The sequence below is a fragment of the Streptomyces sp. NPDC032745 genome (assembly GCF_055579465.1).
In genome coordinates this window covers 73977-95508 of the sequence record NZ_JBVING010000007.1, presented here as the reverse complement: position 1 = coordinate 95508, position 21532 = coordinate 73977, and the positions used below count along the sequence as shown (strand labels likewise).

15 protein-coding genes are annotated in these 21532 nt (G+C 72.4%); 12 read left to right on the top strand and 3 right to left on the bottom strand.

The features are described 5' to 3' along the window. The first annotated feature begins 43 nt into the window (after positions 1–43). The 6 genes from ACZ5WG_RS19625 (at position 44) to ACZ5WG_RS19600 (ending at position 8376) form a co-directional block, all read left to right on the top strand. Positions 44–3067: an alpha-mannosidase gene (locus ACZ5WG_RS19625; RefSeq protein ID WP_468724648.1), complete on the top strand. Its 3024-nt coding sequence runs from the start codon at positions 44–46 to the stop codon at positions 3065–3067. A gap of 159 nt (positions 3068–3226) precedes the next feature. After that, positions 3227–3886: a DUF4328 domain-containing protein gene (locus ACZ5WG_RS19620; RefSeq protein WP_468724646.1), complete on the top strand. Its 660-nt coding sequence runs from the start codon at positions 3227–3229 to the stop codon at positions 3884–3886. A gap of 89 nt (positions 3887–3975) precedes the next feature. Beyond that, positions 3976–6000, top strand: a complete 2025-nt coding sequence (locus ACZ5WG_RS19615) for an oxidoreductase (RefSeq protein WP_468724645.1) — start codon at positions 3976–3978, stop codon at positions 5998–6000. A gap of 109 nt (positions 6001–6109) precedes the next feature. Further along, complete coding sequence (locus ACZ5WG_RS19610; RefSeq protein ID WP_468724643.1) at positions 6110–6523, top strand: PaaI family thioesterase; 414 nt, start codon at positions 6110–6112, stop codon at positions 6521–6523. Positions 6524–6529: 6 nt separating this feature from the next. Then, positions 6530–7843 carry an MFS transporter gene (locus ACZ5WG_RS19605; protein ID WP_468724642.1) on the top strand — a complete coding sequence of 438 codons (1314 nt, stop codon included), beginning with the start codon at positions 6530–6532 and terminating at the stop codon, positions 7841–7843. 89 nt (positions 7844–7932) lie between these two features. Continuing rightward, the gene (locus ACZ5WG_RS19600; protein WP_468724640.1) at positions 7933–8376 is read left to right on the top strand and encodes an SRPBCC family protein; all 444 of its coding nucleotides are present in this window, start codon (positions 7933–7935) and stop codon (positions 8374–8376) included. Between the two features lie 22 nt (positions 8377–8398). Here the strand turns inward: ACZ5WG_RS19600 and ACZ5WG_RS19595 are convergent, their stop codons facing one another. Both ACZ5WG_RS19595 and ACZ5WG_RS19590 read right to left on the bottom strand, forming a co-directional pair. Next, the gene (locus tag ACZ5WG_RS19595) at positions 8399–9952 is read right to left on the bottom strand and encodes an alpha/beta hydrolase (protein WP_468725053.1); all 1554 of its coding nucleotides are present in this window, start codon (positions 9950–9952) and stop codon (positions 8399–8401) included. A 261-nt stretch (positions 9953–10213) separates the two neighbouring features. After that, positions 10214–11335, bottom strand: a complete 1122-nt coding sequence (locus tag ACZ5WG_RS19590) for a PP2C family protein-serine/threonine phosphatase (RefSeq protein WP_468724639.1) — start codon at positions 11333–11335, stop codon at positions 10214–10216. 253 nt (positions 11336–11588) lie between these two features. Here ACZ5WG_RS19590 and ACZ5WG_RS19585 point away from each other — a divergent pair, with 253 nt between their 5' ends. From ACZ5WG_RS19585 to ACZ5WG_RS19570, 4 genes are all read left to right on the top strand, one after another. Next, a complete protein-coding gene (locus ACZ5WG_RS19585) occupies positions 11589–13685 on the top strand; it encodes a SpoIIE family protein phosphatase (RefSeq protein WP_468724637.1) in 2097 nt (698 codons plus the stop codon). A 246-nt stretch (positions 13686–13931) separates the two neighbouring features. Next, a complete protein-coding gene (locus ACZ5WG_RS19580) occupies positions 13932–14597 on the top strand; it encodes a DUF4142 domain-containing protein (RefSeq protein WP_468725052.1) in 666 nt (221 codons plus the stop codon). A gap of 9 nt (positions 14598–14606) precedes the next feature. After that, positions 14607–16031, top strand: a complete 1425-nt coding sequence (locus ACZ5WG_RS19575; RefSeq protein WP_468724635.1) for a DUF1996 domain-containing protein — start codon at positions 14607–14609, stop codon at positions 16029–16031. 150 nt (positions 16032–16181) lie between these two features. After that, on the top strand, positions 16182–17000 hold the full coding sequence (locus ACZ5WG_RS19570) for an RNA polymerase sigma factor (RefSeq protein WP_468724634.1): 819 nt from the start codon (positions 16182–16184) through the stop codon (positions 16998–17000). 133 nt (positions 17001–17133) lie between these two features. Here ACZ5WG_RS19570 and ACZ5WG_RS19565 read toward each other — a convergent pair whose 3' ends face one another. After that, on the bottom strand, positions 17134–18420 hold the full coding sequence (locus ACZ5WG_RS19565) for a PucR family transcriptional regulator (protein WP_468724633.1): 1287 nt from the start codon (positions 18418–18420) through the stop codon (positions 17134–17136). A 467-nt stretch (positions 18421–18887) separates the two neighbouring features. Between ACZ5WG_RS19565 and ACZ5WG_RS19560 the strand changes: the two genes are divergently transcribed. Further along, positions 18888–20015: a hypothetical protein gene (locus tag ACZ5WG_RS19560; protein WP_468724632.1), complete on the top strand. Its 1128-nt coding sequence runs from the start codon at positions 18888–18890 to the stop codon at positions 20013–20015. After that, positions 20012–21460 (top strand): NADH-ubiquinone oxidoreductase-F iron-sulfur binding region domain-containing protein, encoded by a 1449-nt coding sequence (locus ACZ5WG_RS19555; RefSeq protein ID WP_468724631.1) that lies wholly within the window; start codon positions 20012–20014, stop codon positions 21458–21460. The genes ACZ5WG_RS19560 and ACZ5WG_RS19555 overlap by 4 nt, the downstream gene beginning before the upstream one ends. The last annotated feature ends 72 nt before the right edge of the window (positions 21461–21532 follow it).

Genomic DNA, 21532 nt, shown 5'->3' with positions numbered 1-21532 from the left:
GCCGTTCGCGACCTCTCTCCCTCCCTCCCTTGGAGCAGCCGTCATGCACGATGACCGCAGCATCACCGAACACCGCCTGCGCCGGGTCCTCAAGGAGCGCATCAAGCCCGCCGTCCACTCCCGCCCGGTCCCGCTGGAGATCGGGCGCTGGGCGGCCCCGGGCGAGCCCGTGCCGGTCGGCGAGGGTCTGGCGGCCCCGTACGGGCCCTGCGCGATCGGCGAGACGTGGGGCCCGGCCTGGGGCACCACCTGGTTCAAGGTCACCGGTACCGTCCCGGCCGAATGGGCGGGCCGTACGGTCGAGGCCGTCCTCGACCTCGGCTTCGACCGGATGATGCCCGGCTTCCAGTGCGAGGGACTCGTCCACCGGGCCGACGGAAGCGAGGTCAAGGCCCTCAACCCGTACAACGACTGGGTGCGCGTCGCCGACTCGGCGGCCGGGGGCGAGCAGGTCGAGTGGTATGTGGAGGCGGCCTCCAATCCCGTCCTGGTCGACCACCGCGTGACGTACGAGGGCGATCTGCAGACCAGCGGCGACCAGCCCCTCTACCGGCTCGCCCGGATGGACCTCACCGTCTTCGAGACCGAGGTCTGGGAACTCGTCCAGGACCTGGAGGTCCTCTACGACCTCATGATGCAGCTCGGCGAGGGCGACGCCCGGCGGTACGAGATCCTGCGCGCCCTCGACGCCGCCCTCGACGCGGTGGACCTGGGCGACGTCCCCGGGACGGCGGCCGCCGCCCGCGCGCGGCTCGCCGGGGTGCTCGCCGCCCCGGCCAACGCCTCCGCGCACCGGATCAGCGCGGTCGGCCACGCCCACATCGACTCCGCCTGGCTGTGGCCGCTGCGCGAGACGGTCCGCAAGGTCTCCCGCACCGCGTCGAACATGGTCAACCTGATGGACGGGCACCCCGAGTTCGTCTTCGCCATGTCGCAGGCGCAGCAGCTCGACTGGATCAAGACCCACCGGCCCGAGCTCTTCGAGCGGGTCAAGAAGAAGATCGCGGACGGGCAGTTCGTGCCGGTCGGCGGCATGTGGGTGGAGTCCGACACCAACATGGTCGGCGGCGAGGCCATGGCCCGCCAGTTCCTGTACGGGAAGAAGTTCTTCCTGGACGAGTTCGGCATCGAGACCCACAACGTCTGGCTGCCCGACTCCTTCGGGTACACCGCCGCGATGCCGCAGATCGTCAAGCTCTCCGGTTCGAAGTGGTTCCTGACGCAGAAGATCTCCTGGTCGCAGGTGAACAAGTTCCCGCACCACACCTTCTGGTGGGAAGGCATCGACGGCACCCGCGTCTTCACCCACTTCCCGCCCGTCGACACCTACAACAGCGACCTCGGTGGCACCCAGCTGGCCCACGCTGCCCGCAACTACCAGGAGAAGGGCCGTGGTTCGCGCTCCCTGGCCCCCTTCGGCTGGGGCGACGGCGGCGGCGGCCCCACCCGCGAGCACCTGGCCCGGGCCAGGAGGCAGCGGGACCTGGAAGGCTCCCCGCGCGTCGAGATCGAGCGGCCCGACGCCTTCTTCGAGAAGGCGCACGCCGAGTACGCGGACGCGCCCGTCTGGGCCGGCGAGCTGTACCTGGAGCTGCACCGCGGCACCTACACCTCGCAGGCCAAGACCAAGCAGGGCAACCGGCACAGCGAATCGCTGTTGCGCGAGGCCGAGTTGTGGGCGGCCACCGCCGCGGTCCGGGTGGCGGGGTACGGGTACCCGTACGAGGACCTGGAGCGGATCTGGAAGACCGTGCTGCTCCACCAGTTCCACGACATCCTGCCCGGATCGTCCATCGCCTGGGTGCACCGCGAGGCGCGCACGACGTACGCGGCCGTACGCGAGGAGCTGCGCGGGATCACCCTGGCGGCGCAGCTGGCGCTGGCGGGGAAGGGCACCGAGGAGCTCGTCTTCAACTGTGCCCCGCACGCCCGGCGCGGCATCCCGGCGGGTGGCGCGGGCCTGCCGGAGGGGGCGGGGCAGCCCGTCACCGTCGAGGAGCGGCACGGCGGGGGGCACGTCCTCGCCAACGGGCGGCTGCTGGTGGAGATCGACGGCCGCGGGCTGATCGTGTCGGCGTACGACCTGGAGGCGCGCCGGGAGGCGGTGGCTCCGGGGCAGGCCGCGAACCTGCTCCAGATCCATCCCGACTTCCCGAACATGTGGGACGCGTGGGACATCGACGCGTTCTACCGCAACAGCGTGACCGATCTGGTGGAGGCGGACGCACTGGAGGTGGCGCAGGCCGGCCCGGACGCGGTGACGGTCCGGGTCACCCGCTCCTTCGGCCGCTCGACGGCGGTCCAGTCGATCACCCTGCGGGCCGGGGCCAAGACGGTGGACATGGTCACGGAGGTGGACTGGCACGAGACGGAGAAGTTCCTCAAGGCCGCCTTCCCGCTGGACGTGAAGGCCGAGCGGTCCGCCTCGGAGACACAGTTCGGGCACGTCCACCGCGCCACCCACACCAACACCTCGTGGGAGTCCGCCAAGTTCGAGATCTGCGCACACCGGTGGATCCACGTGGAGGAGCCGGGGTGGGGTGCCGCGGTGCTCAACGACTCCACGTACGGCCACGACGTGACCCGCGACGTGCGGCCGGACGGGGGCCAGACCACCACGGTCCGCCTCTCCCTGCTGAGGGCCCCGCGCTACCCGGACCCGGAGACCGATCAAGGTGCCCACACCCTGAGGTTCTCGCTCGCGCCGGGCGCGGAGATCGGGGACGCGGTGCGCGAGGGCCATGCGCTCAACCTGCCGGAGCGGGTGGTGCCCGGCGCGGGCCCGGTCGCCCCGCTGGTCGCGGTGGACAACGACGCGGTGGTGGTCGAGGCGGTCAAACTGGCCGAGGACCGCAGCGGCGACGTGGTCGTCCGTCTCTACGAGTCCCGAGGAGGCCGGGCGACGGCGTCCCTGAAGGCCGGCATCCCGCTCTCGGAGGCGCTCGAAACCGACCTTCTGGAACGCCCACTGGAGGGCCGGGCGGTAGGCGCCCCAACCCGGGCCGGCACGATCCCCCTGATCCTGCGCCCCTTCCAGATCGTCACGGTCCGCCTGCGCCGGGCCTGACCCCGGCCGCCCCGCCCCGCCCCGCCTCGGCCGCCCGCTCCCGGGCGCCGGGGCTGCGGCGTGGACGGGGGCGCGCCACTGACGTATGTTCCTGGCTGCCCGCCCGCGCGCACCGGCGGGCTTCTTCATGCCACCGTGCACCCTGGGGGGTTCCTCGTCATGTCCTTCGGTACCAGATCGCTGCCTCCGCTCGGCGCGCCCCCGGCGCGCTCGCTGCTCCGCTCGCCCGAGGGCCTGGCCACCGCGCTGACCGTGCTGCTGGGTGTGTGCGCGGCGACCCGGCTGCTCCTGCTGGCCGCCGACGCCGGCTGGTACCTGGCGCTCGACGGCACCCGGGATCCGGATCCGTTCTGGCGGCTGTTCACGATGGCGACGAGCATGTCGCTGCTGGCGATGCTCCCCACCGCCGTGGTGTTCATCGTCTGGTTCCACCGGGTCCGGGTGAACGCGGGCGTCCACGCCCCCGAGCTGTTCCGCCGGGGTCCGGGCTGGGCGATCGGGATCTGGTTCATCCCGTTCGTGGGCTGGACCTTCCTCGCCCACGGGATCGCCACCAGTGTGTGGGCGGCCGGTGCGTCGAAGCGGTCTCGCGCCGGCGTGGCGATGTCCACCGCTCCCGTCACCGCCTGGTCCACCGCGTTCGGCGCGGCGATGCTCGCCTCGCTGGCCTCCAGCCGGATGGCCGACGCGGCCCCCACGGAGGCCGGGCTGCGCGACGCCGTGCTCGTCGGCATGGCCTCGGACCTGCTCTACGCGGTGGCGGCCGGACTCGCCGTCGTCTTCGTACGCAGGCTCTCGGCGATGCAGTCGCGGGCGTGAACTCCGCCACTTGGTTATGCACCTAGTTGCACAATCGGGCCCTCCTCGCTAGAACAGGTTCATCACCCCCGCGCGAGGAGGCGCCCCTCATGAGTTCCCAGAGCCGGTACCCGCACCTGCTGAGCCCCCTGGACCTCGGCTTCACCACCCTGCCGAACCGCGTGATCATGGGCTCGATGCACACCGGCCTCGAGGAGCACGAGGGCGGCTTCGAGCGCCTCGCCGCCTTCTACGCCGAGCGCGCCCGCGGCGGCGCCGGCCTGATCGTCACCGGCGGCATCGCCCCGAACGACGCCGGCCGCCCCTTCGAGGGGGGATCCCGCCTCACCACCGAGGAGGAGGCCGCCGAGCACCGGGTGATCACCGAGGCCGTGCACGCCGAGGGCGGGAAGATCGCGATGCAGATCCTCCACTTCGGCCGCTACGCCTACCACAAGGACCTGGTCGCCCCCAGCGCCCTCCAGGCCCCCATCAGCCCCTTCGTCCCGAACGAGCTGAGCGACGTCCAGGTCGAGCGCACCGTCGAGGACTTCGTCCGCGCCGCCCGCCTCGCGAAGCTCGCCGGCTACGACGGCGTCGAGATCATGGGCTCCGAGGGCTACCTGATCAACGAGTTCATCGCCGCCGCCACCAACAAGCGCACCGACCGCTGGGGCGGCGCGTACGAGAACCGCGTGCGCTTCCCGCTGGAGATCGTCCGGCGCACCCGTGCGGCCGTCGGCGAGGACTTCATCCTCATCTACCGGCTCTCCATGCTGGACCTGATCCCCGGCGGCTCCACTCTCGACGAGGTCGTCCACCTCGCCAAGGAGATCGAGGCGGCCGGCGCCACCATCATCAACACCGGCATCGGCTGGCACGAGGCGCGCATCCCCACCATCGCCACCTCCGTCCCCCGCGGCGCCTACACCTGGGTCACCAAGCGGCTGATGGGCGCGGTCTCCGTGCCGCTCGTCACCAGCAACCGCATCAACACCCCGGAGATCGCCGAGGAGCTGCTCGCGGACGGCCGCGCCGACCTGGTCTCGCTGGCCCGCCCCTTCCTCGCCGACGCCGACTTCGTCGCCAAGGCCGCCGCCGGCCGCTCCGAGACCATCAACACCTGCATCGGCTGCAACCAGGCCTGCCTCGACCACACCTTCAGCGGCAAGATCACCAGCTGCCTGGTCAACCCGCGCGCCTGCCACGAGACCGAACTCGTGCTCTCGCCCACGCAGTTGAAGAAGCGCGTCGCCGTCGTCGGCGCCGGTCCGGCCGGACTCGCCTGCGCCGTCTCCGCCGCCGAGCGCGGTCATGCCGTCACCCTCTTCGAGGCCTCCGGCCACATCGGCGGACAGCTCGACATCGCCCGCCGCATCCCGGGCAAGGAGGAGTTCGAGGAGACCATCCGCTACTTCGGCACCCAGCTCGCCGCCCGCGCCGTCGACGTCCGGCTGAACACCCGCGCCGACGTCGAGACCCTCCAGGGCTACGACGAGGTCGTCGTCGCCACCGGCGTCACCCCCCGCACCCCCGACATCGAGGGCGTCGACCACGCCAACGTCGTCAGCTACCTCGACGTGCTGCGTGACGGCGCCCCCGTCGGCGAGCGCGTCGCCGTCGTCGGCGCCGGCGGCATCGGCTTCGACGTCGCCGAGTTCCTCACCGACAGCGGCGAGGGCGCCTCCCAGGACCCCGAGACGTACTTCCGCCACTGGGGCGTCGACACCTCGTACACCGGCCCCGGCGGCCTCACCGCCCCCGAGCGGCCCGCGCCCCCGCGCCAGGTCCACCTCCTCCAGCGCAAGACCACCAAGGTCGGCGCCGGCCTCGGCACCACCACCGGCTGGATCCACCGCGCGGAGCTCAAGCACCGCGGGGTCGTCTCGGTCGCGGGCGCCACGTACGACCGGATCGACGACGAGGGGCTGCACATCACCGTCGGCGAGGAGCAGCGCCTCGTCCCCGCTGACACGGTCGTGCTCTGCACCGGCCAGGAGCCGCGCCGCGACCTGTACGAGGCGCTGCTCGCGGCCGACGGCCGCCCGCACCTGATCGGCGGCGCCGACGTGGCCGCCGAGCTGGACGCCAAGCGGGCGATCCGCCAGGGCACGGAGCTGGCGGCGACCCTCTGACCCCGCCCGGGACGAGGTCGTGGCCGGCCTGCCGGCCCGGCTGGAGCGCGTACTGCCCTGACGGATCAATGGTGTTGTGCGGCCCGGGCCGGGCCGCCACAATCTGCGGGTGACTCTGACACCCGCAGACGCAGACAAGATCCTCGCCGACAACTTCGCCCCCTGGGTGCTCGCCCTCGGGCTGACCGTCCAGGAGACGGGCGAGCGGCACGCCGTACTGCGGCTGCCCTGGTCCGAGGGGCTGGCCCGGGACGGTGGCGGCCTGTCCGGGCAGGCCCTGATGGCCGCCGCGGACACCGCCACCGTCATCGCGATCTCCGCCGCGCGCGGGGCGTACGGGCCGATGACCACCGTCCAGCAGTCGACCAGCTTCCAGCGGCCGGTGCTCGGCACGGACGTGCTGATCGAGGTACGGGTGACCAAGCTCGGCAAGCGGATGGCCTTCGCCGACATCACCATGACCCCCGAGGGCGCACCGGAACCGGCGGCCACGGCGTCGACCGTCTACGCCCTGCTGGGCTGAGCACGGGTGACGGACCAGCACCCCTCGCTCTGGCGGAACCGGGACTTCAACGTCTTCTGGCTCGGTCAGGCGCTGTCCGTGCTCGGCGGATCGATCTCACTCCTCGCGCTGCCCCTGCTGGTCCTCGACGCCACCGGGGACGTCGTCCAGATGGGCCTGATCACGGTCGTGACGGGGGTCACCGGCATCGCGACCGGGATGTTCGCCGGGCACGTGGTGGACCGGACGGACCGGCGCCGCCTGATGATCACCTGCGATCTCGGACGGGCGCTGCTGCTGGGCGCGGTACCGCTCACCTGGCTGGCCGGGCCGCGGATCTGGGTGCTGTACGTGGTCACGGCGCTGGTCACCGCCCTGAAGACGTTGTTCGACGTGGCGTACGTGACGGCGGTGCCGAACCTGGTGCGCGCCGAGGACCTGACCGCCGCCAACGGGCGGCTGATGGGAACCTTCGCCGTCGGAACCCTGTGCGGGCCGGCGGCGGCGGGTCTCATCGCCGGCGGGGTGGGCGCGGACTGGGCCCTGGGGGTGGACGGCGCGACCTTCCTGGTCTCGGCCGTGAGCCTGCGGTGGGTGGCCTTCGGGCGGGACGGCGCCGACGAGCTGCGCGCTTCGAAGCCGCGTGCCGCCGAGTCCGGGAAGCTGCGGGAGATGTTCGTGGTGGGCTTCCGCTTCCTGTGGGCCCACCCGGTGCTGCGGCCGCTGACCGTGCTGCTCACGCTGCTGACCTTCGTCACCATGGGCGCCACCGACCTGCTGGTCTACCGGATCCAGGAGGAGCTCGGCCGGAGTGAGACCACCGTCGGCTTCGTCATCGCCGTGAGCGGGCTCGGCGTCGTCGGTGCGGCCTTCGCCGCCGGGCCGCTGCGCCGGACCTTCGGGTTCGGCGCCTGCTGGCTGGGCTCGGTCGTCATGATCGGCGTGGCGGTGGCGGGGACCGGCGTCAGCCGCAGCCTGCCGGTGATCGCCGTACTGGCCGCCGTGTTCATGTTCGGGATGACCCTCGGCGGGGTCTGCTCCATGACCCTGCGCCAGGAGGTGACCCCGGACCCGCTGCTCGGCCGCGTCACCTCCGCCTTCTGGACCGTGCACAACGCCTCGGGCCCGGTGGGCGCGGCCGCCCTCACGGTGCTGGCGGCCCGGCACGGGGTCCCGGCGGTCAGCGTGGCCGCCGGGGTCTTCTGCCTGCTGATCGTCGGCGCGGGGCTGCTGACCCCGCTGCGGGGCAGCCGGATCGCGGGCGCGCCGGCCGGGGACGCGGTCGCCGGATCCGCGGCCCGGGAGCCGGTCAGCGGCCGGCGGCCGCCGCGGCGGCCGTGACGCCGCCGAGCCCGCACGGCCCGCGCGGCGCGCGCACGGGGTGCGGGTCTGCGATCGTGGATCGCGGGGACGCGTACGGAGGAGCAGCCATGTCCGGACAGTTCGAGGCGACCGTAGAGATCGACCGGCCCGTCGGGGAGGTATTCGCCTACCTGGCCGACGGCCGCAACGACCCGCAGTTCAGCCCGCGGGTCCAGGAGATCACCCGGACGCCGGACGGCCCGACCGGAGTGGGCACGGTCTTCCGCAGCACGGTGAAGGACGCCGGGATGAAGACCGGCCGTGAATTCCGCATCACCGGCTTCGAGCCGCCGCGGCTGGTCCGCTGGACGGAGCAGAGCAAGAACCTGGTCACGGCGGAGGGCGGGTACGACTTCGAAGCCCTGCCCGGCGACCGTACCCGGGTCCGCATCTTCAACACCCTCGAAGGGCACGGGCTCGGAAAACTGCTGGTGGGACTCGCGCTGAGCGCGGCACGCAAGGACGCCCCCGACTTCGGCCGCCGGATCAAGGCCGCCGTGGAGGCGTCCTGAGCGGCGGCCGAAGCCTGCAGGGTCAGAACCTCCGGTCGGAGAGGACCGGGAAGCGCTGCGGCGACTGCGGGGCGATCTCCGAGCGGCGCTCCTGCGAGCCCGGCGTCGCCTGGCAGGTCACGTCCTGGGCGGGCAGCTTGCCCGTCGTCAGGTAGGAGTTGACCGTGGCGTTGGCGCAGGAGTTCGGGTCGGCGAGGTACACGCCGTGGCCCTCACCGCCCATCGCGAGCACCATCCGCGAGCCCTTGAGCGCCTTGTGCAGGCCCTGGCCGCTGACCAGCGGGGTCTGGGAGTCCCACTCGTTCTGCACGGTCAGCACGTCGGTCTTCGTCTTCATCGGCGTCGCGGGCTCGATCGGCCGCCGCCAGTCGGAGCAGGGCTTGATGTTGGAGGCGAAGTCCCCGTAGAGCGGGTACTTGGCCTTGTCCTTCGCGGCCTCCCGCGCGTACTGCTCCGGGTAGCGGGGCCATTCCGTGTCCCCGCACACCACGGCCAGGAACACGGCCGTGCTGTTGTCCGACGCCGGCTCGGCGGCGGGCTTCAGCAGCTTCAGCTGGGGCGCGGTCGCCTTGACCGGCTTTCCGTCGGCCGCGTCCTTGAGCGCCTTGACGAGGGGCGCCGCCTGCGAGGGGTAGAAGAACACGCCCCGCGCCGTCCGGATGTCGTCACCCGTGAGCTTCATGCCGTCGAAGTCGATCGGCTGCGCGTCCGCCCGGGCCACCAGGTCCCAGAAGGTCTTGGAGACCGCGTCCGGGGTGTCGCCGAGCTGGTACTCGGCCGCCCGCTCGGCCGTCCACTGCGTCCACCGCTTGAACGCGGGCTCCGCCTCGGTCGCCCACACCTGGATCATGCCGCGCCAGGCGCGCTGCGGGTCCACGCCGCTGTCGAGCACGAAGCGGTCGCTGCGGTTCGGGAACATCTGCGTGTACACCGCGCCCAGGTACGTGCCGTACGAGTAGCCGACGTACGAGATCTTCTTCTCGCCCAGTGCGGAGCGGATCGCGTCCATGTCGCGCGCGGTGTTGCGGGTGGTGATGAACGGCAGCACCGAGCCCGCCTTCTCGCGGCACTTCTCGGCGACCGTACGCGCCCAGGCCACGTCGGCCTGGAACGTCTCCTCCTTGTACGGCCGGTCGATGTTCTGCTCGGCGTCGGTCAGCCCGCAGGTGATCGGGCTGGAGGCGCCGACGCCGCGCGGGTCGAAGCCGATCAGGTCGTACTGGTCGCGTACGTCCTTGGGCATCAGCTCGTTCATCATCAGCGGCAGATCGAGCCCCGAACCGCCCGGCCCGCCCGGATTGAGCAGCATGGCCCCGTGCCGCTCGGCCGGGTTCTCGCTCTTCATCCGCGATATCGCCAGGTCGATCGTGGCGCCCTGGGGGCGCCGGTAGTCGAGCGGGACCTTGATGGTCGCGCACTCGTACGAGGCCGGCCGGTCGGTGCTGCAGCGCTGCCACGCGGGCTTCTGCGGGGTGTACTCCGCGGCCGTGGCGGCGGCGGCCCCGGTCGCGGAGAGCAGGGGGATCGTGGTCGCGACCAGACCGGCGGCGGCGAGCATCGGTGCGAGGCGTTTCATGTTCACGAAGAGCCGTTTCCTTCCGTGAATTCGATGGCCTCATCACCCTGTTGCACGCGGGCTCCGGGCGAATCATCCCGAAGGGTCGGTCCGTATGCTTCTCACGAACGAGCTCAAATCCGGACAACTGGCCGACACGCGGACGGAGTTGACGCCGGGCTCGGCCAGCGGTGCGCACTTCGGTGCGTCCGTCCGTGGGCAGCGCGCAGCCTCGGCGCGCACCAGTGGGGGGGGCAGGGCCTGGCGGGGAGGGCTACCGGGTCAGGAGGAACGGCCGGTGACGCGTTCGACGGCGACCATCGCCGCGTCGTCGCCCAGGCTGCCGCCCGGGGAGTGGGCCAGCAGGTCCGCGCACAGGTGGCCCAGCAGGGCGTCCGGGCCGTCGCCCGGCCAGTCGGCGGCGCGCTCCGGCAGGGGGTAGAACTCGCCGGCGGCGTCGCGGGCCTCGATGACGCCGTCCGTGTACAGGAGGATGATGTCGCCCGGCTCGAAGGAGAAGGACTGCGCGGCGAAGCCGGTGTCCACGTACTGCGTCAGGCCCAGCGGCGGCGCCGGGTGGTCGACCTCGAGGGGGATGACCCGGCCGCCGCGCAGCAGCAGTGGTGGCGGGTGCCCGCAGCTGATGAGCCGTACGGTCATCTCCTGATCGGGGATGTCCAGTACCGCCGCCGTGGTGAACGCCTCGCCGGGTTCGCCGTCCGGTTCGTCCTCGCCGTCCGGGTCCGCGGCCACGGCGGCCTCCAGGTGGGCGACCAGCGTGGGCAGGTCCGTCTCCTGGTGGGCGGTGGCCCGGAACGCGCCGAGCACCAGCGCGGCGTCCCCGACCGCCTCCAGGCCCTTGCCGCGGACGTCGCCGATGATCAGCCGGGTGCCCTGCGGGGTGCGGGCGGCGGCGTACAGGTCCCCGCCGATCTGGGCCTCGGCCTCCGCGGCCAGGTAGACGGAGGCCAGCCGCAGCGGGCCCATCCGGTCGCGGAGTGGTCGCAGGACCACCTCCTGCGCGGCCTCGGCGACGGAGCGCAGCTGGATCAGCTGTTTCTCGTGGACCTCGCGCAGATGTGCGAAGAGCGTCACGGAGATCGAGATCAGGACCAGGGCAATGATCTGGAAGGTGTGGTTCAGATCGGTGACGGTGGTCCGCGTCACCGACACCGTCACCTGGGCCAGCACCGCCACCACGCCGACGAACCCCGTCATCCGCGGCCCGGCGAAGGAGGCGGTGAGGGCCGGGGCCGCGACCAGGAACGGACCCAGGTGGACATCGGGCGGCGCGAGGACGTCGACCACCGTGACGACCGCGATCAGCGCGAAGGGGACCGCCAGCAGGGGCAGGCGCGGTTCGCCGACGTGGCGAAGGCTCGGATGCGGCGGCCGGTGGTCCATGACACCTGAATACACCGTGCCCGATCTTCCCGCGCACCGGCCGGACCGCGATGGGCGCGCGTGCCGTCCCCGCCCCCCGGGACGTCCGCCCGTCGGCGCGCTCCGTCGTACGGCCCCATAGGGATGCGGCTGCGCTGCCGGTGCGGGGGAGTGGAGAGAGGATGGGAGACGACCCGGGCGCGGACCCCGGGCGCGGACAGCGAACGGGCCGCTGCACCGCCCCTGCGGCAGCGGACGGGAAGGAGCGGCCGGCATGAATACGGCGGACGCCTTCCCGGCCGACGCGGAACCGGCGCACACCGGCTCCTCCACCGGGCCGGGCCTGCTCGACGTACTCGGGGTCGCGGCCGTGGTCCTCGACGCGGAGGGCCGGATCGCGCTCTGGAGCCCGCAGGCCGAGGAGCTGTTCGGCTACACCGCCGAGGAGGCGCTCGGCCGGCTCGCGGCGCAGCTCCTCGTCGACGACGAGCACCTGGAGATGGTCCTCTCCCTCTTCGGGAAGGTGATGGCCGGCGGCGAGCCCTGGGCCGGGGCCTTTCCCGTGGTGCACAAGGACGGCAGCAGCCGGCTGGCGGAGTTCCGCAACATGCGGCTCGAGGACGGCCAGGGCCGGCTCTACGCACTCGGCATCGCCTCCGACCAGGCCACCCTGCGGCGCTTGGAGCGCGACCTGGCCCTGTCGATGCGGCTGGTCGCCCAGTCCCCGATCGGTCTGGCCGTCCTGAACCAGGAGCTCCGTTACGTCCTGGTCAATCCGGCCCTGGAGAGCATCAACGGCCTGCCCGCCGACCGGCATATCGGCCACCACGTCCACGAGGTCCTGCCCCATTTGGACGCAGCGTCCATCGAGGCGGCGATGCAGACGGTCCTGTCCACCGGCCGGCCCCAGCTGAACCGTTTCATCGTCGGCCGTACGCCCGCGGACCCCGACCAGGACCACGCCTGGTCGCTCTCCCTCTACCGGCTCGACGACCCGGCCGGGCGGCCGATCGGGGTCGCCGCGTCCGTCGTCGACGTCACCGAACAGCACAAGACCTCGACGGCCGTCGCGCTGGCCCGCCAGCGGCTCGCCCTGATCGCCGATGCCTCCGTACGCATCGGCACCACCCTCGACCTCTGGGTCACGGCGCGCGAGCTCGGCGACATCGCCGTGCCGCACCTGGCCGACCTGGCCACGGTCGACGTCCTCGACGCCGTGCTGACGGGCGACCACCCGCCCGGGGCCCTGACGGACGAGACCGTGCAGTTCCGCGCCCTCGCCGTCAAAGCCGCGCGCCCCACCCCCGCCACCCTCGCGGCCGACCCGGTCGGCTCGATCGCCCGCTACGACGCCACCCGGGTGGTCACCCGGTGCGTACAGTCCGCCCGCCCCGTGCTCCTGGCCGACCTCGCGGAGGGCGACCTCGCCAGCGTCGCCCGGGACGCCGAGGCCGCCGCCCTGCTCGCCGAGGCCGGGCTCCACTCGTACCTCGCGGTACCGCTGATCGCCCGCGGCGAGGTCATCGGCGCCCTCGGCCTCCAACGCACCGACAACCCGCTGCCGTTCGACCACGACGACGTCCTGCTCGCCAGCGAGCTGGCGGCCCGCGCAGCCGTCTGCATCGACAACGCCCGCTGGTACCAGAGGCAGCGCCTCGCCGCCCTCACCCTGCAGCGCCATCTGCTGCCCCACCACCCCACCCCCACCCCGGGCCTGGAGATCGCCTACCGCTACCAGCCCGCCGGGGCCGCCGGGGAAGTCGGCGGCGACTGGTTCGACGTCATCCCGCTGCCCGACGACAAGACCGCCCTCGTGGTCGGGGACGTCATGGGGAGCGGCATCAACGCCGCCGCCACCATGGGCCAACTGCGCACCGCCGCACGTACGCTGGCCGAACTCGACCTGGATCCGGCCACCGTCCTGGCCCGGCTCGACCACACCACCACCGGGCTCGGGCACACCATGGCCACCTGCGTGATCGTCGTCTACGACCCCCACCGCAACCGGTGCCGCATCGCGACCGCCGGCCACCTGCCGCCCGTACGGACGAGCCCCGGGCGCCCGCCCGAGCTCCTCGACCTGCCGACCGGAACGCCCCTGGGCGTCGGCGGCGTACCCTTCGAGGCCATCGCCCTCGACCTGGGCGTCGGCGACGAGCTCGTCCTGTACACCGACGGGCTCGTCGAGACCCGCGATCAGGACATCGACACCCGCCTGCAGGTGCTCACCGCACTGCTCGCCGGCCCGGTCCGTCCCCTCGAGGCGACGTGCGACCTGCTGCTGGGCGAACTGCGCCAGCCGGACGACCGCGACGACGTGGCCCTCCTGATCGCCCGGACCCGTCCGCTGTCCGAGGCGCCGGGGCAGTAGCGCCCGCACGGTACCAGCCTTTCGAGACGTTGCCCGGATGTTTGTCCATTCGTGATGGTCCTTCCAAACAGGCACCACAACTGGCACTAGCGTCCCGTGGCACCCGGGGAGCGCGATTGCCACGGCACGGACAACTGCCGGAGCCCGAGCGGCCGCAGCCCCTCCCGGTCCACGCAGCAAGGAGGCACAGTGCTGTCTTTCCGTCGGTCGGCCGTCGGCAGCATGTCGGTAGCTTCGAGACACGTGATGGCAACGGGCGTCGTCATCGGCGCCCTCGCCTTCACCCTGATCGCGTTGCTGATCCCCGTGCAGAAGTTCGGCGGGAGGAACGCCGCTGCCGCCACGGCCCCGGCGGCCGAGGACGACGGCGGCGGTATCCAGAGCACGGCCTTCGGGCCACTCACCCCCCAGGACCGGGACTTCGTCCGCAAGGTGCGGCTCGCCGGCCTGTGGGAGCTGCCCGCAGGGCGGCAGGCCGTGCAGCGCGGCACACGGCCCGCGATCCGCACCGCGGGGGAGCACCTCATCGATGGCCACACCGAACTGGACCGCAGGGTCCTGGAGGTGGGCCAGGCCCTCGGCATGGAGCTCCCCAGCCAGCCCAGCGCACAGCAGCAGGGCTGGCTCGACCAAATGGACCGGGCCCAAGGACCCCAGTACGAGCAGCTGTTCATCCAGCTGCTGCGCAGGGCACACGGAAAGGTGTTCACCCTCGTGGCCCAAATCCGTGCGCAGACCCGCAATTCCATGGTCCGGGCCCTGGCCACGGACGCGAACAACACCGTCCTGGACCACATCTCGGTCCTCGAGGCGAGTGGGCTGGTCGACTTCGACGGCCTCGCGGACACCCCGCCGGGCACCCCCTCCGCGCCGCCCCCCGCCTTCTCCCCCAATTCCCGACCGACGAAGTGAAGTGATCGCATGAGTCAAAAGGGCCACAAACGCCGTCTGCGGCCGAAGCACAAGATCCTCGCCGTGATGTCCGCCCTGGTCCTGGGCGGAGGCGCGGTCGTGATCGTCGAACAGGGCGCCTTCGCCGGGCAGGACGCCCGTTCGGCGCCCGTGACCGCCACCATCGACTGCCCGGACGTGGGCGACAAGCTCGACAACGTCCCCGACCAGGCCCGCGGCGAGGTGGACAAGAACCTCGCGCAGCTCGACACCCAGGTCGCCGACGCCTACAAGCAGCTCTCCTCCGGCCGGGCCAAGGGCAAGGCCCTGCTCGGCGGGCTGAAACAGCAGCGCGACAAGACCATCACCGACCTGTCCGACACGCTCGGGAAGGCGGGCCAGAAGCCCGCTGGACTGCAAGGGCTCAGCGGATGCGTGATGAAGGAGGCGGCGGCCGCCGACCCGGCGGACGAGCCGGCCGCCGACAACGCCGCCCAGGGCGCCGCCGAGCAGGGCGCCGCGAAGCAGGGCGCACAGCAACAGCAACAGCAGCAACAGCAGCAGCAGGCCAAGGGTGGACCGGCCCGCAGCGACTTCGTCGCCATCGGCAACGTGAAGCCCAACGTGAAGAAGCCCGCGGCCCGCGGGGGCGCTTCCACCGGATCCTTCGCCGTGCAGTGCGGGACCAACCAGGAGGGCCACTTCAACCCGGACAACGTCATCGTCGCGCCCGGTGTGAGCAACGGCGCCCACCACATGCACGACTACGTCGGCAACAAGACCACCGACGCCTTCTCCACCAACAACAGCCTCGCCCAGTCCGGGACCACCTGCACCAACGGCGACCAGTCGACGTACTACTGGCCGGTGCTGCGGCTGCGCGACGGCAAGGCGGAGAAGGACGCCAAGGCGCCCGGCGGCGGCCAGGACGCCAACGTCGGCACGATCCTGAAGCCGAAGCAGGTGACCATCGAGTTCAAGGGCAGCCCCGTGAGCAAGGTCGCGGCGATGCCCCGCTTCATGCGGATCATCACCGGCGACGCCAAGGCCCTCACCAACGGCAATGCCAACGCGAACGCGTCGTGGAGCTGCACCGGCTTCGAGAACCGCCAGCTGAAGGACAAGTACCCGGTGTGCCCCAAGGGCAGTGACGTCGTGCGGACGTTCAACTTCCAGAGCTGCTGGGACGGCAAGAACATCGACAGCGCCAACCACCGCACCCACGTGGCCTTCGCCGACGCCAACGGCAACTGCAAGAAGGGCTTCAAGGCCATCCCGCAGCTGGTGCAGCGGATCGTCTACAGCGTTCCGCCCGGCTCCCGGTTCGCAGTGGACAGCTTCCCCGAGCAGCTGCACAAGCCGGTGACCGACCACGGAGACTTCATCAACGTCATGTCGAACGGCCTGATGGCCGGTGCGGTGCGCTGCATCAACGACGGGCGCGCCTGCCGCTGAGACCCTCGGGGCGACGCTCCCCCTCCCACCTCCCCAGCGTCGCCCTGAGAGCGGTGCCGGACCGAAGCCGACTTCGGGCCGGCACCGCGTTCGCGCTCGTGCCACTGCCCGAAGGGGCCCGCGGGCCCTGAGACCCACACGAGGAGTGCCATGTCCGGCTCTCGTCACACCACGCCAGGTCCGGGGCGCAAACCCGGGCCCGGGCCAGAGCCCTCCGACCAGGACCTCATACAGCAGCTCAGAGCGGCATACGCAGCCGGCGACGGGGATCCGGCCGTCTGCGAGCTCTTGTACCGGCGGCACAGTGCCGCCGCTTTTGCATGTGCGCGCCGCTGCTGCCGCGCGCCGCAGGACGCCGAGGACCTCGTCTCGGAGGCGTTCATCCGCACCCTGCAGGCCGTCCGCTCCGGCGCCGGCCCCCGGGACCACTGGCGCCCGTACCTCCTGTCGGTGGTCCGCCACACGGCCATCGAGTGGCGCGACGGCGCCGGCCGGACCCTCCTGACCCCCGACGTCGAGGCGTGGTGCAGCCCCGGCCCCGACGGGGACGACCCGCAGCGCCGGCTCCTGGACAGCGAGGACCGCCGGCTCGTCGCCCGCTCCTTCCAGGGCCTGCCCGAACGCTGGAAAGCCGTCCTCTGGCACACCCTCGTCGAGGACGACTGCCCGCACCACGTCCCCCTGCTGCTCGGCATCACCCCCAGCGCCGTGACCTCGCTGGCCTTCCGGGCCCGTGAAGGACTGCGCGAGGCGTACCTGCGCGCCCACCTGGACACGGCCGCCGACGAGCGGTGCCGCCACTACGGCCGCGTGCTCGGGGCGGTCATCCGGCGCCGCGGAGCGCCCCGCGGCCGCGGCCTCGCCCGTCATCTGGCGGCCTGCCGGTCCTGTTCCCGCGCGTACGCCGAACTGCTCGACCTCAATGCCGCGCTGCGGGCCGGAGCGTCGGCGGTGCTCGTCGGCCTGTGACACGCGGCGGCCCCGGTTCCCCTGCTCCGCCTGGGCGGGGAGGGGACCGGGGCCGAATCCTTGGGTGCGGGGGTTCAGGGGGTTCCGGGGGTACGGGGGGGGTGAGGGGGTTTGGGGGTTCGGGGGGTCGGGGTTACAGGCCGTTGACGCGGGCCATGCGGCCCACGCCCAGCGGCCGGAAGTCCGTCGTGGCGACCCGTACCTTGCGGCTCACCCGGGAGTTCTGGCGGCGTACCTGGGCGATCAGGCGCCTGCTGCGCAGGGCCATCTCGAGCTCGAAGCGCGTACGCGGGTCCCGCAGTCCGGGGCCGAAGAGCTTCTCGAGTTGCCGCATGCGGTAGCGCACGGTCTGGGGGTGCACGCTCAGCGCCTTCGCCGCCTCGGGGGCGCCGCCGCCCTCCAGCCAGGCCAGCAGGGTCACTTCGAGCCGTTCGCTCTGGCGCGGGGTCAGGTTGGCCAGCGGCCGCAGCCAGCGTGCGGCCAGTGCGTGCGCCAGGGGCTCGTCCTGGAGCAGCAGGAGGGTGGAGAGGTGGTCGTCGACGAAGAGGGCCCGCGCCTCCAGGCCCGCGCGGTTGGGGGTCAGGGACAGCAGCCGCAGGGCCCACCGCAGGGAGGAGGCGGTGTCGCGGGGGGCGACGGGGTGGCCCACCGCGGCGAACCGGCCGCGGAGCAGGGCCTCCAGCGAGGCGCGGGTCTCCGGGTCCGGACTCGGGACCAGCAGGCACGGCTGGCCGCCGACCATGCCGGCGAGTCCGTCGTCCAGGACGGCCGCGAGCTGCTGGGTTTCGCCCGGTGTGGCCAGGGCGATGGCGCGTATCTCGGCCGGGAGGGGCCAGCCGGCAGCGGCGGCCAGTTCGGAGAGGGCGATTTCAGCCATGGGCATGTCACTCGTAAGAGCGGAGAACAGCTCACGTCGAGCACGTTCGGAGGGGGTTCCGAGCCCTTCGCGGGGGACGACCGTCAGGGGGGCCAGCTGCCTTCGGCGGCGGGGGTCCCGGAGCCGGGGCGGGTCGCGGAGCTCCTCGTCCTCCTCTTCCACCTCTTCGTCGGGGTGGTCGAGCCCGGCTGCGTAGTCGTGCTCGTCCTCCTCCTCGTCCCGGATCGGGTCCGAGTCGGAGTCGAGGTCGGGATCCGGACCGGAGTCCAGGTCGCAGTCAGGGCCGGGGGCGGAATGCGGGTCCGCCGGCCGGGTCTGTTTCTGCGGCGCGGGCTCGCGGTATCCGAGGGCGGTGAGCAGGGCCACTTCGAGCCTTTGTCTGACCACCTCCTCGTCAAGGTCGTCGACCAGGGCGGAGAACCCGGGGAGCTCCTCCCTCAGCTCCTCCACCATTCCCGCGCTCAGCGCGGGGAGTTCCCTTCGCAGGACCCGGGTCCATTCGCCTCGGGGACGGGCCCAGATGCGGTTCAGAAGTTCGCACATTGTTACCTCGTTCATGCCGGGGTACGGCCTGCCTCGTGGGAGGGTGGCAAGCCTGCCGAGGCGGTCCTCCTCCCCCCTCCGCGCCAGTGCGGCCAGGGGAGTTGAGCACCTCGTACACCCTCCAGGAGAGTGCCATCCACTTGCAGTCCCGCGGCTTTGCCTCAATTTTGCCGTCGGGGAGGTGTGGTGGCGGACGAAGCGTCTAGGGGGTGCCACCGCACCGGTTGGAAGGGAATCTTCCGCGGACGTTCGGTGTGACGATGCCACGCGCGCAAGAACTTGTCACGATTAGATAAATACTGTGGAGGCCTTGCGAACCTCCACGATGCTTCTGCACTCCGGCCCCCGCTCCCGGTCGGTGAGACCTGAGACCTCATCTCCCGCCCGCCGCGGAGCAGTTCCGTCGACTACCCCGGGCGCCGAGTGCGCGGTGGTGTGCCTCGGGCCTGGGCGTATGGGAGAACTAGATGCCCCTGTACCAAGCCCGTACGCCCCGCTCACACCGGGCCCGCCGCACCAGACGCCATGCCGGCGTGGCCGCTGCCGCGGCAGCCGGCCGGCGGGCCGTCCGGAGGCCGCCCCTGCTGTCCCCCGCCGGAGGCGTGCGTCCGGCCACCCTCGTCACCGCCGCCCTCGCGGGCCTGCTCGCCCTGGCCGTGGCGGCCCGGGCCGGCGTCACCCTGACCAACCTCTGGGACTTCCTCGACTTCGGGGCGGGCGTCCTCGCGCTCGTCTCGCTCACCTCCGCCGTCCTGTGGGGGCTCGCGGCCACGGACCGCACGGTGCTCACCTCCGGGCACCGCCTGCTCGCCCAGGCTGCGCACCGCGGACTCGCCGTCGCCGGGCTGGGCTTCCTCCTGCTGCACATATGGGTCAAGGTCGCCGAGGCGCAGACGGGGGTCGCCTCCGCCTTCGTGCCGTTCGCGGACCGGGACCGGCCGGTCCTCATCGGCCTCGGCACCCTGGCCGGATACATCTTCGTCTCCACGGCGGTCTCCGGCGCGGTCCGCAGCGCCTTCGCCACCAAGGGCCGCTCCGTATGGTGGCGGGCCCTGCACGTGGGCGCGTACCCGGCGTGGGGCGCGTCCCTGGTGCACGGACTCAAGTCCGGCCGCGCCGCCAGCGGCTGGGTGACCGTGTCGTACGCCCTGTGCCTGATCGGGGTCGCCGGCGTGCTCGCCATCCGCCTGCGGGCCAGGCTGCGGGCCACTCCCGCACGCCCGGTCGCCGCCGCGGCGGCCGCGCCCAAGGCGGCCCCGCCCCGGCCCGGGACGGCGCCGCAGCGGTTCGTCCGGCAGCCCGCCGAATGGGCCGCCGAACGGCTGACGGCGCGGCTGGCCCGGCAGTCGGGCCGGCGGGCCGCCGTGCAGAACCCGGACCCGGTCCGGTCACCGGCGGCGGCCGGCTCGGTGCCCTCGCCCCGGCAGCCCCTGGAACCCACGACCGAGATACTCCCGCCGTACGGCACGACGCCGTACGCGCCGTCGTACGGCTCCGAGTCGTACGACACGGTGGTCATCCCCAGCGGCATCGGGGCCTGGCCGGCCGCGGACCGCTTCGGCGGTCCGCAGGGCGGGATGCGGGGTCGGCAGTGACCTCGATCGTCGATCCCGCCCTCGGGTGCGTCGGCCAGCCCAGACTGCTGGCCGGACTCGACGTGTTGTCGCGGCTCGATCTCGCCAACCACCTGGTGGTGCACGGCCCGTTGCCGCAGTACGACCAGGGCGAACTCGTGGAGCTCGCCGAGGGCATCGACCTGAAGGGCCGCGGGGGAGCGGGCTTTCCGTTCGCCCGCAAGCTCAAAGCCGTCATCCGCTCCGCCCGGACCAAGGAGGGGCGCAGTGCCGTCGTCGTGAACGGCACCGAGGGCGAGCCGAGCTGCCTCAAGGACGCCGCCGTGTTGCTGCACTCCCCGCACCTGGTGCTCGACGGTGCCCTCCTGGCGGCCGACGCGATCGGCGCCGAGGAGGTGGCCATCGGAGTGACCAGGGACGACGTGGAGCTGTCACTGCGGGCCGCCGTCGCCGAGCGCGGTGTGGCCGGCAGCCGTGTCCGTGTCGGCAGGCTCCCCGAGCGCTTCGTCACCGGAGAGGGCACCTCCCTCGTGAACGGCCTCAACGGGGGGGCCGCCGTCCCGAACGGACAGAAGGTCCGGACCAGCGAGCGGGGCCTGAGCGGCCTGCCCACCCTGCTGTCCAACACCGAGACGTACGCCCAGCTCGCCGTCGCGGCCCGACTCGGTGTGACGGGATTCCGCTCGGTCGGCCTGGAGAGCGAGCCGGGCACCGTCATGCTGACGATCAGCGGTTCGACGGTCGTCGAGGCGCCGCTCGGGACGTCCTTGGCGTACGTCCTGGAGCTGTGCGGCTCGTCCCCCGGCCAGGGCGTCCTGGTCGGCGGGTACCACGGCAAATGGCTGACGGCGGCGGCGGCGCGGACGGCACTGCTCTCCCGCGAGTCCCTGACCGCGTACAAGGCCACGCTGGGAGCGGGTGCGATCCTGCCGCTGCCCGAGGACACCTGCCCGGCGGGGGAAGTGGCCCGCGTGATGCGCTGGATGGCGGACGAGACCGCCGGCCAGTGCGGCCCCTGCGTCAGGGGCCTGCCCTCGCTCGCCGACGCCGTGGAGGCCCTGGTGGCCGGGGGAGGCCGGACCGCCCTGGAGGCGGTCGAGGCGCGGATGCGGGGCGTGCTGCGCCGCGGCGCGTGCAGCCACCCCGACGGCACCTCGGCCTTCATGGCCTCCGCGCTCGCCGTCTTCCCCGACGAGATGCGCGACCACGCCCTCGGCAGTGGCTGCGGCCGCCGTGTCCTCGGGGCGCTTCCCCTACCCGAGGACGAGAACCCCGAAAAGCTCGTCGTGGACTGGACGCTGTGCAAGGGCCACGGGCTCTGCGTGGACGTGCTGCCCGACGTGGTGCGGCTCGACCGGGACGGCTACCCGGCCGAGGCCGTCATGTCGGTCCCCGGAAGGCTGCGGCCGAAGGCCCTCCGCGCGGTGCGGCGCTGCCCCGCCCTCGCGCTGCGCATTCAGGAATGAGCCGGCGGTAAACGGCTGCCGGCGGCGGGAGTTCAAGCGTTAGCGTCATCTGACAAATTCCCGTTCATTCGA